The 15,817-nt window shown below is 65.2% G+C and carries 15 protein-coding genes; 4 read left to right on the top strand and 11 right to left on the bottom strand.

Features of this window, described 5'->3' with window-relative positions:
- Positions 1-128: 128 nt before the first annotated feature.
- Positions 129-734, bottom strand: a complete 606-nt coding sequence (gene rpoE / locus DFO68_RS05045; protein WP_133482587.1) for an RNA polymerase sigma factor RpoE — start codon at positions 732-734, stop codon at positions 129-131.
- Positions 735-1,040: 306 nt separating this feature from the next.
- On the opposite strand from rpoE, the gene DFO68_RS05040 reads away from it, so the two are divergent.
- Positions 1,041-2,120, top strand: a complete 1,080-nt coding sequence (locus tag DFO68_RS05040) for a 3-deoxy-7-phosphoheptulonate synthase (protein WP_133482586.1) — start codon at positions 1,041-1,043, stop codon at positions 2,118-2,120.
- Between the two features lie 115 nt (positions 2,121-2,235).
- Here DFO68_RS05040 and dinG read toward each other — a convergent pair whose 3' ends face one another.
- Together dinG and rhlB are read right to left on the bottom strand one after the other, a co-directional pair.
- A complete protein-coding gene (gene dinG, locus DFO68_RS05035) occupies positions 2,236-4,377 on the bottom strand; it encodes an ATP-dependent DNA helicase DinG (RefSeq protein WP_133482585.1) in 2,142 nt (713 codons plus the stop codon).
- A gap of 6 nt (positions 4,378-4,383) precedes the next feature.
- Positions 4,384-5,658 (bottom strand): ATP-dependent RNA helicase RhlB, encoded by a 1,275-nt coding sequence (gene rhlB / locus DFO68_RS05030; protein ID WP_133482584.1) that lies wholly within the window; start codon positions 5,656-5,658, stop codon positions 4,384-4,386.
- 169 nt (positions 5,659-5,827) lie between these two features.
- Here rhlB and DFO68_RS05025 point away from each other — a divergent pair, with 169 nt between their 5' ends.
- Positions 5,828-6,079: a hypothetical protein gene (locus DFO68_RS05025; RefSeq protein WP_133482583.1), complete on the top strand. Its 252-nt coding sequence runs from the start codon at positions 5,828-5,830 to the stop codon at positions 6,077-6,079.
- A gap of 1 nt (position 6,080) precedes the next feature.
- A complete protein-coding gene (xthA, locus tag DFO68_RS05020) occupies positions 6,081-6,908 on the top strand; it encodes an exodeoxyribonuclease III (protein ID WP_133482582.1) in 828 nt (275 codons plus the stop codon).
- 117 nt (positions 6,909-7,025) lie between these two features.
- Here xthA and DFO68_RS05015 read toward each other — a convergent pair whose 3' ends face one another.
- The 8 genes from DFO68_RS05015 to DFO68_RS04980 form a co-directional block, all read right to left on the bottom strand.
- A complete protein-coding gene (locus DFO68_RS05015) occupies positions 7,026-7,769 on the bottom strand; it encodes a TonB family protein (protein ID WP_133482581.1) in 744 nt (247 codons plus the stop codon).
- Positions 7,766-8,176, bottom strand: a complete 411-nt coding sequence (locus tag DFO68_RS05010) for an ExbD/TolR family protein (protein WP_133482580.1) — start codon at positions 8,174-8,176, stop codon at positions 7,766-7,768. The genes DFO68_RS05015 and DFO68_RS05010 overlap by 4 nt, the downstream gene beginning before the upstream one ends.
- Complete coding sequence (locus DFO68_RS05005; protein WP_133482579.1) at positions 8,169-8,705, bottom strand: MotA/TolQ/ExbB proton channel family protein; 537 nt, start codon at positions 8,703-8,705, stop codon at positions 8,169-8,171. The genes DFO68_RS05010 and DFO68_RS05005 overlap by 8 nt, the downstream gene beginning before the upstream one ends.
- Positions 8,686-10,050, bottom strand: coding sequence for a MotA/TolQ/ExbB proton channel family protein (locus DFO68_RS05000; protein ID WP_243726417.1), 1,365 nt, complete (start codon positions 10,048-10,050; stop codon positions 8,686-8,688). Before DFO68_RS05000 ends, DFO68_RS05005 begins: the two co-directional genes overlap by 20 nt.
- A 20-nt stretch (positions 10,051-10,070) precedes the next feature.
- Complete coding sequence (locus tag DFO68_RS04995) at positions 10,071-10,871, bottom strand: DUF3450 domain-containing protein (RefSeq protein WP_243726416.1); 801 nt, start codon at positions 10,869-10,871, stop codon at positions 10,071-10,073.
- Between the two features lie 235 nt (positions 10,872-11,106).
- Positions 11,107-11,718 carry a superoxide dismutase gene (locus tag DFO68_RS04990; protein WP_133482577.1) on the bottom strand — a complete coding sequence of 204 codons (612 nt, stop codon included), beginning with the start codon at positions 11,716-11,718 and terminating at the stop codon, positions 11,107-11,109.
- Between the two features lie 189 nt (positions 11,719-11,907).
- The gene (locus DFO68_RS04985; protein WP_133482576.1) at positions 11,908-12,846 is read right to left on the bottom strand and encodes an electron transfer flavoprotein subunit alpha/FixB family protein; all 939 of its coding nucleotides are present in this window, start codon (positions 12,844-12,846) and stop codon (positions 11,908-11,910) included.
- A gap of 53 nt (positions 12,847-12,899) precedes the next feature.
- Positions 12,900-13,649, bottom strand: coding sequence for an electron transfer flavoprotein subunit beta/FixA family protein (locus tag DFO68_RS04980; RefSeq protein WP_133482575.1), 750 nt, complete (start codon positions 13,647-13,649; stop codon positions 12,900-12,902).
- 386 nt (positions 13,650-14,035) lie between these two features.
- Between DFO68_RS04980 and DFO68_RS04975 the strand changes: the two genes are divergently transcribed.
- Positions 14,036-15,676 (top strand): electron transfer flavoprotein-ubiquinone oxidoreductase, encoded by a 1,641-nt coding sequence (locus DFO68_RS04975; protein WP_133482640.1) that lies wholly within the window; start codon positions 14,036-14,038, stop codon positions 15,674-15,676.
- Positions 15,677-15,817: the final 141 nt, after the last annotated feature.

The following is a 15,817-nucleotide window of genomic DNA, read 5'->3' as shown; positions in this document are numbered from 1 at the left end:
ACTGTCGCCTTGGCCATGTCGGCATGTTGTTATCCGCCGATCGCGGATCGGCTCACCGCATATGACGTCGTGGCGGCCCGACAGTTCAGCAAATCGACAAAAAGCATGAAGATTGGCCACGACGTGTCTCATTCCGTCGTTGACTCCTGGTTGCGCGAAGTGGTCACCAGCGGGCGGATGTGCTGATCCACCGCCTCCCGGGCCCGAAATATCCGCGAGCGAACGGTACCCACCGGGCACTGCATGATGGCAGCGATGTCCTCGTAGGAGAGGCCATCGAGCTCACGCAGGGTGATCGCGGTGCGCAGATCGTCGGGCAGGTTATCGATGGCCTCGAAGATCGCTGCCTCCAACTGGTCGCGGGCCATGGCCGCCTCGGGGGTCTCGGTATCGGCCAGTCGTCCACTGTGGTCGACGATCTCGGCATCGACGATATCCAGGTCGCTGCCCGGGGGGCGGCGGCCCTTGGAGACCAGATGGTTCTTCGCGGTGTTGATGGCAATGCGATACATCCAGGTGTAGAAGGCACTGTCGGCTCGAAACTTTCCCAGCGCACGATAGGCCTTGATGAAGGCCTCCTGGGCGACATCCTGCACCTCGGCGTGGTCATGCACATAGCGGCCGATCAGGCCAATGATCTTGTGCTGATACTTCTTTACCAGCAGATCGAAGGCTCGCGTATCGCCCTGCTGGGCGCGCTCGACGAGCTGCTGATCGGTTTCCCGATTGCCCATTCAGGCCCTCCCCGAACAAAGCGACGCGAGGGGTGACCCGATGGCGAATGGTGAAGGAACTGATATGGCTAGCATGGTGTCAACCTGGGTCTTGGAGCCGCTGAAGGATCAGGATCATCAATCATGAGGGGGTCAAGTGTTCCTGTTTCTTGAACGTCCATCAAGCCACTTGCCATGCCCTGATGCCGCAGAGCCAGGCAAGCGCGGCTCGACAGGCTTTCGTGGCAATTGAATTTGCGCTCCCCGCGCGCGATAGTAGACGCCACTTGCCATCGCCATCCGCGCAGACACGACACAGGAAGCACAATGTCAGATCAGCAGGTCAATAACCTCAATGTTCTTGCCCAGGACGTCCTGATCACTCCCGAGGCCCTGAAGCGAGAGATCCCCCTTACTCAGCCCGCCGAGCGCACGGTGATCGAGGGCCGCGAGACCATCCAGGCCATTCTGGACGGTCGTGACCCTCGCCTGCTGATGGTGGTGGGTCCCTGCTCCATCCATGACGTGGACGCGGCACTCGACTACGCCCGGCGCCTGCGCCGGCTGGCCGATGAGGTCAAGGAGAGCCTGTACATCGTGATGCGCGTCTATTTCGAGAAGCCGCGCACCACCGTGGGCTGGAAGGGCCTGATCAACGACCCTCATCTCAACGGCTCCTTCGAGATCGAGGAGGGCCTGCATATCGCCCGCAGGCTGCTGGTGGAACTCGCCGAGATGGGCCTGCCGCTAGCCACCGAGGCACTGGACCCGATCTCGCCCCAGTACATCCAGGACTGCATCAGCTGGTCAGCCATCGGCGCGCGTACCACCGAGTCCCAGACCCACCGTGAGATGTCCTCGGGCCTCTCCTGCCCGGTGGGCTTCAAGAATGGCACCGATGGCAGCCTGGATGTCGCGGTCAATGCCCTGCAGTCGGTCTCTCACCCCCATAACTTCCTGGGCATCGACCAGGCCGGCCAGGTGGCGATCATTCGCACGCGCGGCAACGCCTATGGCCATGTGGTACTGCGCGGCGGCAACGGCAAGCCCAACTACGACAGCGTCAGCGTGGCGCTGGCCGAACAAGCACTCAAGAAGGCCGGCATCAAGCCCAACATCATGATCGACTGCTCCCATGCCAACTCCAACAAGGATGCGGCCCTGCAGCCGCTGGTAATGGAAAACGTCACCAACCAGATCCTCGACGGCAACCGCTCGATCATCGGCCTGATGGTCGAGTCCAATATCGGTTGGGGCAACCAGAAGATGACCGACGACCCCGCCGATCTCGCCTATGGCGTCTCGATCACCGATGCCTGCATCGACTGGGACACCACCGTCGAAGCCTTCAAGCGCATGAACGAGAAGCTTGCGCCGGTGCTGGCCGAGCGACGCCAGGCCGCTTGACCCTGTCGCCGATCCCCACCCTCACTGGCCCGCCTCTCATGGCGGGCCAGTGCGTTGCGAGCAACAAACAGCGCCGCTGATCGGGCTTCGCCCTCCCTCGTCCCAGGTCTGCCGCTCAGACCTTGCGCACGCCGTCGATCTCGCGCACGAAGGGCGGCAGCGCATCCAGCAGCGCCTGGCCATAGCGGCGGGTCAGTACCCGGCGATCGAGCAGGGTAATGCGCCCACTATCGGCCTCCTGGCGAATCAGCCTGCCACAAGCCTGGACCAGCTTGATCGAGGCGTCCGGCACGCTGATGCGCATGAAGGCATTGCCGCCCCGGCTCTCGATCCATTCGGCCAACGTCGCGCCCACCGGGTCGTCCGGCACCGCGAAGGGCAGTCGCGTGATCACCACATGGTTGAGGTAGTCGCCGGGCAGGTCGATACCCTCGGCGAAGCTCGCCAGGCCGAAGATGATGCTGCCCTCCCCCGCGTCCACCCGCGCCCGGTGGCGACTGATCAGTTCGCGCTTGGGCAGGCGGTCCTGTGCCATCACCCGCTCACGACGCCCTGTCGACAGCGCCTTCTCCACGCCGCGCAGCTGGGCGCGTGACGAGAACAGCATCAGCACCGTCTCCTGCTCACCGAGCGCCTCGACGAAGTCGACGATGGCCCGCTCGTGTCCCTCTCTGTCGGCGGGGTCGACCGCCTCGCGAGGCACGCTGAGCACCGCCCGGGAGTAGTCGAAGGGACTGGGCAGACGCTGGTAGCGATAGCGGTTGGCCAGCCCGGCACGTTCCTGAAGCCGCTCGAAGCGCCCCAGGGCAGTGAGCGTCGCCGAGGTCACCACAGCCCCGAAGGTACTGCCCCACAGAGACTTGGCGAGGGTGTGGGCGGCAGAGACCGGGCTCGCCGAGAAGCTCAGCTCGGGCTCGCCATGCAAGCGTTCCAGAGTCAGCCAGCGCGCATGCGGAGGCTCGCCGTCCGGGTCGGGCTCGGCGAAGGCCTGCCACAAGGCATCTGCCTCCAGGGCACGCCCGTGGAGCAGGGCCACTAAGGGCAGCCAGGCTTCGGCCTGCTCACGCGGCAGTCCGGTATGCTTGTCTGGGTCGAGGCTCTCGCGCAGGATGTCAGCCATCTCTTCCAAGCTGCGGGCGAGATCGGCGAAGGGCACCACCAGGGCACCAGCCTGTTCGCGCAGCGCCACGGGGACTCGTCCCATCTCCAGACGGTGATGCCGGCTCTCCTCGCCCTCGGCCAGCCCTTGGGGGCAGCGCGCCAGCTGGTGGCCCAGGGCGAAGGCCTCGCCGAGCCGGGGCTCGAGGGCATTGATCGCCTTGGGCAGCCCCGCCAGCAACCGCGCCAGGGTGGGCTGAATGGCCAGGGCTTGGTTGAGCTCGCTCAGCGAGCTTTTCAGGGTCTTCAGCCAGCGCAGCGCCCCGCCCACAGCGAAGCGATGAGTAAAGTGCTGAAGGGCCTTGTTGGGCAGGTGATGTCCTTCGTCGAAGATGTGGATGCAGTCACCCGGGGCAGGCAGCACCACGCCGCCGCCTAGTGCCAGGTCAGCCAGCACCAGGTCATGGTTGGCGACGATGATGTCAGCGCTATCGAGATGGCGACGGGCCCGGAAGAAGGCGCAGGCCCCGAAGTGGCCGCAGCGGCGGTTGGTGCATTGGCGATGGTCCACGGTGAGGCGACGCCAGTGGCCGTCCTCGATGGCCTCGGGCCAGCTATCGCGGTCGCCCTCCCAGCGGCCGTTGCCGTAGGCCTCACCCAGCTCCTTGGCCAGCGACTGAAAGTCGTCGCCGCCGCTGGCCAGGGACTGCTCGAACAGCGACAGGGTGGCATTCTCCTCCCCGCCATCCAGCGCCTGGTCGAGGCGCGCCACGCAGACATAGCGCCCGCGCCCCTTGGCCAGGGCATAGTCGAAGTCGATGCCACTATGCGTCTTGAGCGCCGGCAGATCCTGATGGAGCACCTGCTCCTGCAGCGCCACGGTGGCGGTAGCGATGACCAGCCGCTTGCCGCGGGCCTTGGCCACCGGCAGCGCGGCCAGCAGGTAGGCCAGGGTCTTGCCGGTGCCGGTACCGGCCTCGAGCACGCAGACGTGCTCGTCGCTGACGCGCTTGCCGGCCTCGTCGACCTCGATGCCCGCCAGGGTGCGGGCGATCTCGGCGATCATCAGCCGCTGGCCGTAGCGCGGGGTGAGCTTGAGACCCTCCAGCACGCGACGATAGGCGTCCTGGATCTCGGCCTTCAGCGCTTCTTCAAGCATGGGCTGTCAGAGCAGGCCTTCCGGCGGGTGCTCGCAGGGCAACTTGTTGTTGATGTAGCGCTCGATCTCGGGCAGCGAGAAGGCGTCCTCCTCGCCGACGAAGCTGATCGAGACGCCCTTGGCGCCGGCGCGACCGGTGCGCCCGATGCGGTGCACGTAGTCCTCGGGATCTTCCGGCAGGGTGTAGTTGATCACGTGGCTGACATCCTCGATATGGATGCCACGCCCTGCCACGTCGGTGGCGACCAGCACCTGGATCTGACCCTCGCGGAACTTCTCGAGGGTCTCGATGCGCTGGTTCTGTGGCACGTCGCCGGAGAGCATGGCGGCATTGATGCCGGACTTCTTGAGGAGCTCGTCGAGCTTGCGCACCAAGTCGCGACGGTTGCCGAACACCATGACACGATCGAAGCTCTCCTGCTTGAGCAGGTTGACCAGCAGCCGCGGCTTGTCCTCATCGCCAACCAGGTAGACGCGCTGGTCGATGTCGGCGGCGTTGTCGACGGTGACCTCGATCTCCACATGGGCCGGATCAAAGGTCCACTGGCTGGCCAGGTTGAGGATGTCCTGGCTGAAGGTGGCCGAGAACAGGAAGGTCTGGCGCTGCTCCTTGTTCGGCGTGTGGCGGATGATGCGCTTGACGTCAGGAATGAAGCCCATGGAGAGCATACGGTCGGCCTCGTCGAGCACCAGCACTTCCACCTGGGTGAGGTCGACGTCGCGCTTCTCGTGGAAGTCCAGCAGCCGGCCGGGAGTGGCGACTAGGATGTCGAGCTTGCCCCCCAGCGCCTCGCGCTGCTGCTGGTAGTCCATGCCGCCCACGACGCTTGCGACCTTGAGATCCGTGAAGCGGGCCAGGGCCTTGGCATCCTTCTCGATCTGCAGCGCCAGCTCGCGGGTCGGCGCCACCATCAGCGCCCGCGGCGCGCCCGGCTTCTGGGCATTGGGGGCCTGCTCCTCGAGGAAGTAGGCGATGATCGAGATCAGGAAGGCGGCGGTCTTGCCGGTGCCGGTCTGGGCCTTGCCCACCACGTCACCACCCAGCAGGCTGTGGACCAGGGTCTCGGCCTGGATGGGCGTGCAGTATTCGAAGCCCAGGGCATGGATGGCCCGCATCAACGGCAGCGGCAAGTCGAAGTCATGGAAGCGCCACTTGCCCGCCACGGCGGGAACCTGGAACTGGCGCAGATCCCAGTTCGACTGGCGACGACGCGGCTTGCGCCGGCGACGCTTGGGCTTGCGGTTCTGGGCCGGTGCTGTGGTCTGTTCCGACTCGCTCATAGGCTGTGCTGTCTTGTCCGTGTCGGTGGATGGGGTGCATCACGCAAATCGCTATTGTACCAGTCTATGACGCTAAGGGCGCGCTCTGGACACCTGGCGAAGCTTGGCCGCTGTCGGTCGGGCCGCCGCGACTGGTAGAATGGTGGCCATTCATGCTAGGAGTTGTCTCATGACACGCCGAAAGAAGACCCGTTCGCTGGCCGACAAGGTGCAGATCCGCACCGGCAAGCGCAAGGATTTCAAGAAGTGGCGCCACGAGAATCCCGACCAGGTCACCTCGTCGACCCGCTTCACCCAAAAGAAGCGCCAGCAGCGCAAGTTGCAGGCCGCCCGCAAGATGGCCCGCCAGGAGCAGGGGCAACCGATTGCCATCCATCCGCAGCAGACCGGCGACGACACCCTCCAACGAGGGGACGCTTGAAGTGCGCCTGGTCTCCTTCAACATCAATGGTATACGCGCTCGCCAGCACCAGCTCGCCGCGCTGGTCGAGACGCATCGCCCGGCGCTTATCGGCCTGCAGGAAACCAAGGTCCAGGACAGCGAGTTTCCCTCGGCGGCGGTGGAGGGGCTGGGCTATCGTGTCTTCTACCATGGCCAGAAGGGCCACTACGGTGTAGCGCTGCTGGTCGACCCTGCGCAGTGCGGCGAACCGGAGGCGGTCTTCCACGGTTTTCCCGATGACGGCGAGGACGCCCAGCGGCGCATGATCGGGGTGCGCCTGCGCCCGGGCGGCGGCAAGCCGCTGACGGTGTGGAACGGCTACTTTCCGCAGGGCGAGAACGTCGCGCACCCGGTCAAGTTCCCTTACAAGCGCGCCTTCTATGCCCAGCTGCGGCACTTGCTCGAGACCCGGCACCGCCCCGACGAGTGCCTGGCGGTGATGGGCGACTTCAACATCTCGCCCGAGGACATCGACATCGGCATCGGCGAGGCCAATCGCCAGCGCTGGCTACGCGAGGGCAAGACCAGCTTTCAGCCGGAGGAGCGCGAATGGCTCACCGGTATCAAGGCGTGGGGGCTCACCGACAGCTATCGAATCCGCTATCCAGAGGTCGACGACCGCTTCAGCTGGTTCGACTATCGCTCCCGCGGCTTCGAGCGCGAGCCGAAGCGCGGCCTGCGCATCGACCATATCCTGGTCAGCGCGCCGCTGGCCAAGAAGGTAACGGAGGCCGGCATCGACTATGACCTACGTGGCATGGAGAAGCCTTCCGATCACGCGCCAGTGTGGACCGAGCTCGCGCTGTAAGCCGGCCCGGCTGGTCCGCGGCAATGGCAATATAGGCGCCCGGTGCCGGCATGGACACCATCAGCAGCCAGCCGGTGGTGACCCCGAAGACAGGTCATGGGGGCTCCCTGTCGCAGCCTATCTGAGCTGGAACTCCAGCCGCTGCCGCGCCCGACGCAGACGGCCATCTGACTCGAAACGCCACTCCGCTACCGCCGACTCGGCGGCTGCCTCGAAGGCCCTGCGCGGCCGAGCCTCCAGCACCCGAATGCTCGAAGGATCAACGCGACCGTCCGGCTGAATCAGGAATTCCAGCTCCACATAGCCTTCCAACCCGCGTCGCAGGGCTCGCCGCGGGTAGTTTGGCGGCACCCGATTGACCGGAATGGCCTCACCCACTGCCACGGGCACGTCACTGGCCTGACTCCCCTGACTGGCCGGCTCGGCGGTGGAGACAGCCTCCAGCGCAGCATCGGCGGGCTTGCTTGCCTCGGCGGCGAGGGCCAAGGGTTCTGAAGGCGCCGCAGATACTGGCTCAGGCTGCGGTGCAGGTGCCGGATCAGGGATCGATTCCGGTTCTGGGACTGGCGTCGGTTCGGGAGTCGGTTCTGGGACAGGCTCCGGCGCTGCGGTCGGCTCGGGCTGCGGATCAGGCTCAGACAGAGCGATCGCGTCGGGTCGCTCAGACAAGGACTCGGCCTCGGCCTCGGCGAGGGAGGGAGACGGCGCCTCTTGCGGGGCCGGCGAGGCCAGCCGCAGTGGCGCAGAGACGTCCGGCCGCTCAATCGTCTGCTCCGGCGGCGCGACCAGCAATGCCAGCAGCCAGAAGAGTCCCAGCGCCATGGCGCCACCGCCCAGCGCAGCGAGCAGGGAACGAATCATGAGCCGCTCTGGGTAGCGGCTACCGCCAAGTCCTCGACTCCTGCCGCACGCAGCCGGTCCATCACCTCCAGCAGCATGCCGGTGGTAGCGGTGCGGTCGGCCTGGATCACTACCCCGCCCGCATCACCGAGCCGCTCGGCGACGCGTTGCCCGACACGATGAGCATCGACGGGCTCTCCATCTACCCAGACGGCGCCCTTGGCGGTGATTGCCACCATCAGCCGAGCATCGGGCTGGGGGCTGGCGGCGCTGGACGCGGGACGTTCGATCTCCACGCCGCTCTCCTTGACGAAGCTGGTGGTGACGATGAAGAAGATCAGCATGATGAAGACCACGTCGAGCATCGGCGTCAGGTTGACCTCGTCGGCATTGCCTGGCTCGTCGATCCGCTGGCGGCGTCTACGCATGCGACGCCTCCACGGCGCGAGCCAGGCGGTCATGCAGGCGCTGGTCCTCGCGCCGGATGATCTGTTCGAGTCGATTGACGAACAGCAGCCCCACCACCGCCACCGCCATGCCGGCCAGGGTCGGCAGGGTGGCGCGCGCCACCCCGTCGGCCATGCCTCGCGCCTGGCCGCCATCGCCCAGCGCCAGGCTGTCGAACACGGCAATCATGCCGGTGACGGTGCCCAGCAGGCCGAGCAGCGGACAGAGAGCCACCAGCAGCTTCAACCAGGGCAGAGGACGACGCAGCTGGGCGATCAGCTCACCGCTCCAGGCTTCACACAGGGTATGTGCGCTCCAGCTGTGGTGGTCGGTGCGCGCCGTCCAGCGCATGATGAGGGCACGGCGGGCATGACGATAAGTGAGACGCAAGAACAGTATCCGCTCTAGCGCCAGGCTGAACAGCAGCACCGCCACCCCGGCGATGCCGACCAGGACGATTCCGCCCGCATCGACCAGCCGCGCCAGGGGCTCAAGCCAGAGCGCTGGCATGTCGCTCGCTCCCGGCAGATGTCGAAGGAGCCGGGCGATGCTCGAGCCGCTCGGCGAGCGCCGCGCTGGCCTGGCCCTCCATCACGCGGGCCAGGTGCCGGCCATGCCCCACCAGGGCGGTATGGGCGACCAGTAACGGCACCGCGGTGATCAGGCCCAGCACAGTGGTCACCAGCGCCTGGCTGATGCCGCCAGCCATCCGCTGCGGGTCACCGGTGCCGAACACGGTGATCGCCTGGAAGGTGACGATCATGCCGGTGACCGTACCCAGCAGGCCCAGCAGGGGCGCCAACCCGGCGAGCAGCTTGACCAGCGACTGGCCACGCTCGAGGCGCGGCAGTTCGGCCAGTATTGCCTCGTCGAGGCGTGCTTCCAGGGCCTCGGGCATGGGGTCGTCAGCGAGTGCCCAAAAACGCAGCAGCACGCGGCCCAGCGGGTTGTCCTGACGCAGCCGGTTGAGGTCGCGCCGCTGGCGGCGCATTGCCACACTCACCCTGAACAGGTAACCGTACTGCAGCAGCGCCACCAGCAGGCCAATGGCACCCAGCCCCACCACGACGTAGCCCACGGCGCCGCCCTGATGGAAGCGCTCCATAAGACTCGGCCGCCGGGCAAGGGCGTCGAACACCTCGCCGCGGGTGGGATCCAGCGCCAGGCGCTCGCTTTGCCCGGCCTGGAAATCAGCGAGCAGCTTGCTGACCTTCTTCGGGGTCCGAGACATCCTGGAGAGCATGCCCTCCTCGGCACCACGCTCCAGCAACGCTCCCTGGTTGAAGGCCATCAGGTCACCCAGGCGCACTACCTCGCGGGTCGCGATCTCGCCATTGCCATCGGCCACCGGTGCCTCGAAGGCAACCGCCCGTCCGGTCTCGGCGGTCAGCGAAATCAGCGCGTCACCCAGTGCTTCCAGGTGAGCGCTACGCAGCACCTCGGCGTCATCCAAGGATGGCGGCAACTCGGCGCCACCCACCGCGATCCAGCTGTCGGCCAGCGCATCGCGCAGCTCGCGGCTGTGACGCGTCAAGGTGTTCAGCACCGCGGTAAGCGCCTCACCCTGCTCGGCCTGACGTTCATCAAGCGTATCGCGCAGGGCTTGCTGCTGCGCCTGTTGTTCCTGCAATTCCGCGAAACGTGCCTGGGCCTCGGCATGGGCCTCGCGAGCCTCATCGAGGGCCATCTGCAGGGCCTCGCGGTTCTCGACGAGCTCGGCCAGCCGCGTGGCATCGCGGGCCTTCGCCGCCTCGCGCCCGTCACTCAGGGTCGTCAGGAGTGCCTCCTGAGCGTACACGGGCAGCTCGGCGATCATCAGACCTCCCATCACCAGCCCAGCCAGAGCACAACGCACGGCTTGTATCCAGGCATGACTCACCGGCCCATCTCCGTGTCGATAGAAGGGGGTATTCGCTCCAGCGGCAAGGAGATCGGCAGGGTCAGCAGCTCCGCTGCCCGCTGATCACGGGCGATACGAAGGCCGTGACGCAGCTCGACACGTTCGGCCTTATCCAGTGTCTCCCAGTGATCTGTCTCGGCGCGCCACACGCCACCCTCGCGACCGTCGGGGGTCAGATAATAGAGACCGACCCGCCCCAGGCGCAGGAAGTCCACCTCGCGGCGGCGGGCGCTGCCCTCGTCTTTCCCTTCGCCCCCCTCGTTCAGGATGCCGCGCCATGCGTCCAGCTCACGGCCATAGTCGAGCTCGGTACGCCAGGCGGCAAGCAGTCGGTCCAGGCGTTCGGCGATCGAGGCATCGGGATCCTGCAGGCCAACCGCGAGGCCTTCGGCGCGCGCCAGGCGCTCTTGCTTCAGGAATGGCAGGTCGCGCTCCACCCAGGACAACAGGCGTGAGATCAGTGCCTGCTCCAGTCGTGGCAGCGCCTCGCGGCTCTCGGCCAGCGAATCCAGCGCAGCCTCGCGGCTGGCCAGACGCTCACCCTGATATGTCAGACGGCGCGCCAGGGCGTCGCTGCGTGTCTCCAGTTGTCGCGTCTCGGCCTCCAGCCGGCGCAACTCGCGCAGCCGCGTCCGAGTCGCGTCGTCGGCCGCAGCGAGGCGGGCCTGAAGTTCGGCTCCCGGCTCGGCCTGACTCGTCGCCTCAAGCGGAGGCGGCTGAGCCTGGGGTTGAGTGAGCGTCATCAGGCACAGAGTTATGCCAAGCGGCAATCGCAAGCGAAAGATCCTCACCATCTTGCTCCGTCGAGATCACTGACAGATGACTCACCATGCCACCAACAGGGCGATGATCAAAATGGCTACGCTCCTCCTCGCGACGGCAACCACGGCTGCAGGTGGGTTGCCCTGCACGAAGTCGTTGCCCTGCACAAAATTAGTTGCCCTGCACAAAAAAGCCGCACCCTGAGGGTGCGGCCCGTCTCTCAAGAAGAATCACGAGAAGGATCAGCCCTTAGGTCGTGGCGTTGCGATAGCGACGCTCGACGTCTTCCCAGTTGATCACGTTGAAGAAGGCCTTCAAGTAGTCCGGACGCTTGTTCTGGTACTTGAGGTAGTAAGCGTGTTCCCAGACGTCAACACCCAGAATCGGGGTATGGCCGTGGCTGATCGGGCTATCCTGGTTGAGGGTGTTCTCGACCACCAACTTGCCATCCGGCTTGACGCTGAGCCAGGCCCAACCACTGCCGAAACGACCCAAACCGGCCTTGGTCAGGGCATCCTGGAAGGCCTCATAACCACCGAGCTCATTGTCGATGGCCTGAGCCACCTGCCCCTGGGGTTGACCGCCTCCCTGGGGCGACATCATCTGCCAGAACATGCTGTGATTCGAGTGGCCACCCCCGTTGTTGATCACGGCCTGGCGCTTGTCCTCGGGCACGCGGTCCAGGTTAGCCAGCAGCTCGTCGACCGGTACATCCTCCAGACCGGTGCCTTCCAGGGCGCCGTTCAGGTTGTTGACATAGGTCTGGTGGTGCTTGGAATGGTGGATCTCCATGGTCATCGCATCGATATGCGGTTCCAGGGCATCGTAGGCGTAGGGAAGTTCTGGAAGCGTGTGTGCCATGATCGTTCCTCCTTGTTGATGTCCGATGGGAATAGTGTCCCGGTTCACTCCCATAGGATGGCAGGGAGTAGCCCGAGTTGCCAACAACAGCGCTAATTCCTTGTATAGAAGATGTTAATTGACATCTCCACACCGGCCAGCCGCCTGCCCCCCGGCCGACCAGCAGGCCCGAGGGGATAGCGCTTTGACCTATAGCTTCTGCTCGAGCTCGGGCAGCGCCTCGAAGAGGTCCGCGACGAGGCCATAGTCAGCGACCTGGAAGATCGGCGCCTCCTCGTCCTTGTTGATGGCGACGATCACCTTGGAGTCCTTCATACCCGCGAGGTGCTGGATGGCGCCACTGATACCCACAGCGATATAGAGTTCTGGCGCGACGATCTTGCCGGTTTGACCGACCTGCATGTCATTGGGCACGAAGCCGGCGTCCACCGCAGCGCGGGAGGCGCCGATGGCCGCCCCCAGCTTATCGGCGATGCCCTCGAGCAATTTGAAGTTGTCACCATTGCCCATGCCACGTCCGCCGGAGATCACCACCTTGGCTGCGCCCAGCTCGGGGCGGTCGGACTGCGCCAGCTCCTCCTTGATAAAGGTGGACTGACTGTTGTCGGCGACGAAATCGACTGCCTCGATGGACGCACTACCGTCTTCGCTGACGGCATCAAAGCCGGTGGCGCGCACGGTAATCACCTTCAGCGCATCTTCACTCTGCACGGTGGCGATGGCATTGCCGGCATAGATCGGCCGCTTGAAGGTGTCGGCACTCTCCACGGCGATGATCTCGGAGATCTGTGCCACGTCCTTGATCGCGGCGACGCGCGGCAACACGTTCTTGCCGGTGGTGGAGGCACAGGCCAGCACGTGGCTGTAGTCATCGGAAAGCTCTGCGATCAGTGCCGCGGTGGGCTCGGCGAGCAGATGGGCATAGGCGGCGTGATCGGCCACCCGAACCCTGGCGACGCCGTCGAGCTTGGCCGCGGCCTCGGCGATGGCGGAAACGCCCTCGCCCGCCACCAGCACGTCGATATCACCGCCACTCTCCTTGACGATCTGTTGGGCAGCGGCCACCACGTGGGCGGTGGCGCCGACCAGGGCGCCATCATGATGTTCGGCCAGAACCAGGGTACTCATGGAATCAGCTCCTTTCAAAGCACTGTCAAAGCGCTGTGTTCAACGTACTGTGTTCAAAGTACTTTGGCTTCGTTCTTGAGTTTGTCGATCAGCTCATCCACCGAGTCCACCTTGACGCCACCCTGGCGCTCGGCCGGCGGCTCGACCTTGAGCCGCTTGACCTTGGAGGCCACGTCGATACCCAGCTCGTCGGGGGTCTTCACGTCCATCGGCTTCTTCTTGGCCTTCATGATGTCGGGCAGCTTGGCGTAACGCGGCTCGTTAAGGCGCAGGTCGGTGGTGATGACCGCCGGCAAGGTGAGCTCCACGGTCTGCAGGCCGCCGTCGATCTCGCGGGTCACCTGCACCTTTTCACCGTCCACCACCACCTCCGAGGCGAAGGTGCCCTGGGGCAGCCCGCTCAGCGCAGCGAGCATCTGGCCGGTCTGGTTGTTGTCGGTATCGATGGCCTGCTTACCCAGGATCACCAGGCCCGGCTGCTCCTCCTCGACCAGCTTGGCCAGCGCCTTGGCGGCCCCCAGCGACTCTACGCGCTCGTCGGTCTGCACGTGAATGGCGCGGTCGGCGCCCAACGCCAAGGCGGTGCGCAGCTGCTCCTGGGCGGCCTTGGGGCCGATGGTGACGGCGACGATCTCACTGGCCACGCCGCGCTCCTTCAGGCGCACCGCCTCTTCCACGGCAATCTCGCAGAAGGGGTTCATGGCCATCTTGACGTTGGTGAGGTCGACATCGCTGTGGTCCGGCTTAACGCGGATCTTGACGTTGTAATCGATGACGCGCTTGACCGCGACGAGTACCTTCATAGTGTCCTCGCTTGGTTCACGTAGCGAACCTGATGGTGGAAGAAATGACCTCTGCCCCGGCTCGATGCATGACACGAAACATGATAGGCGGGCGCGAAAACCGGCCAGCCTATTGCCATGCGTTTAATGCATGCGTTTGATAGATGAGGCATCGCAAAACCCTTTCACTGTGCCATAGCCGCATCCTGGTCAACAATCGATGGGCTGCCCAGGTGGAGCAAGCCTCCCATCGCAAGAGTGACCCTTTGTCGATATTATGTCTATCATGAGACGCAAGTAGAAGCAAACGACCGTTTTAAATCTTTCCGGCGTGGCTCGTGCCCTGCGGCCGCGTTCCCGGGACAGCTAGGAGCGAACAGGTGGAAGAACAAATCGAACGCGATTCCATGGATGTCGATGTGGTCATTGTCGGCGCCGGTCCCTCGGGCCTCGCCGCGGCATGCCGCTTGATGCAACAGGCCAACGAGGCGGAACAGGAGCTCACGGTCTGCGTGGTAGAGAAGGGCTCCGAGGTGGGCGCCCATATCCTCTCCGGGGCGATATTCGAGCCTCGGGCCCTGGGGGAGCTGTTCCCCGACTGGCAGGAGCGCGGCGCCCCGCTGACCACGCCGGTGACCCGCGACGAGGTCTACCTGCTCAAGGATGCCGATAAGGCCCAGAAGCTGCCGGGCGCCCTGGTGCCGCCCTCCATGCACAACACCGGGGGCGACTTGACGCGCTACCTGATCAGTGCCGGCAACCTTTGTCGCTGGCTGGCCGAGCAGGCCGAGGCGTTGGGCGTGGAAATCTTCCCCGGCTTCGCGGCACAGGAGGCGATCATCGAGGAGGAGGTGGTCAAGGGGATCCTGATCGGCGACATGGGGGTGGGCGCCGATGGCCAACCCAAGGACAGCTACACGCCGGGGATGGAGTTGCGCGCCAAGTATACCTTGTTTGCCGAGGGCTCCCGCGGGCACCTGGGCAAGCGGCTGATCGAGCGCTTCAGCCTCGATGCGGGCAAGGATCCGCAGCACTACGGCATCGGCCTGAAGGAGCTGTGGGATATTCCCGCCGAGCAGCATGAACCCGGCCTGGTGCTGCATGGCTCCGGCTGGCCGCTGGACAAGCATACCCAAGGTGGCTGGTTTCTCTATCACGGCGATAACCAGCAGGTGATGGTCGGCCTGATCATGGACCTCTCCTACCAGAACCCCTGGCTGTCGCCCTTCGACGAGTTCCAGCGCATGAAGCACCACCCGACGATCGCCCGACATCTCGAAGGTGGCCAGCGCGTGGCCTATGGCGCCCGGGCCATCACCAAGGGGGGGCTGAACTGCCTGCCGAAGATGACCTTCCCCGGCGGCTTGCTGATCGGCTGCGACGCCGGCACGCTGAATTTCGCCAAGATCAAGGGCCTGCACACCGCTATGAAGTCCGGCCTGGTGGCCGCCGAGGCGGTGTTCGAGGCGGTGGCCAAGGGCGACGAGGGCGGCAGCGAACTCACCTCGTTCACCGAGAAGTGGCAGGCGAGCTGGGGCCATGCAGAACTCGAGAAGAGCGCCAGCTTCGGTCCGGCGATCCACAAGTACGGCACCGTGATGGGCGGCGCCTACAACTTCGCCGACCAGCTGCTCGGCGGCAAGCTGCCCAATATCCATGACACCACCCCCGACCATGCCACGCTCAAGCCGGCCAGTGAGTGCGAGAAGATCGATTACCCCAGGCCGGACGGCAAGCTCTCCTTCGACAAGCCCTCCTCGGTGTTCCTGTCGAACACCAACCACGAAGAGGACCAGCCCTGCCACCTGAAGCTCGACGATCCGGAATTGCCGATCCGCGACAACCTGCCCGAGTACGCCGAACCGGCCCAGCGCTACTGCCCGGCCGGGGTCTATGAGGTGATCGAGGATGACGCAGGCCAGCCCAGATTCCAGATCAATTTCCAGAACTGTGTGCACTGCAAGACCTGCGACATCAAGGACCCGGCCCAGAACATCACCTGGGTGGCCCCGGAAGGCGGCGGCGGGCCAAATTATCCGAATATGTGAGCGTCGCACCTCGAGCTCGACGCGTAAGCCGTACTCAGTCCCCGGTGGCAATGGGCCTCGCCGGGTCGCGAATCCACTCGCTCCAGGAGCCAGGGTAGAGACTCGGCAGGGGCTAGCCGGCCTCGGCCAGCGCGCTGGCCG

It is taken from the genome of Halomonas ventosae (assembly GCF_004361885.1).
GTDB classification, from domain to species: domain Bacteria; phylum Pseudomonadota; class Gammaproteobacteria; order Pseudomonadales; family Halomonadaceae; genus Halomonas; species Halomonas ventosae_C.
This window is presented reverse-complemented; position numbering and strand designations above follow the sequence as displayed.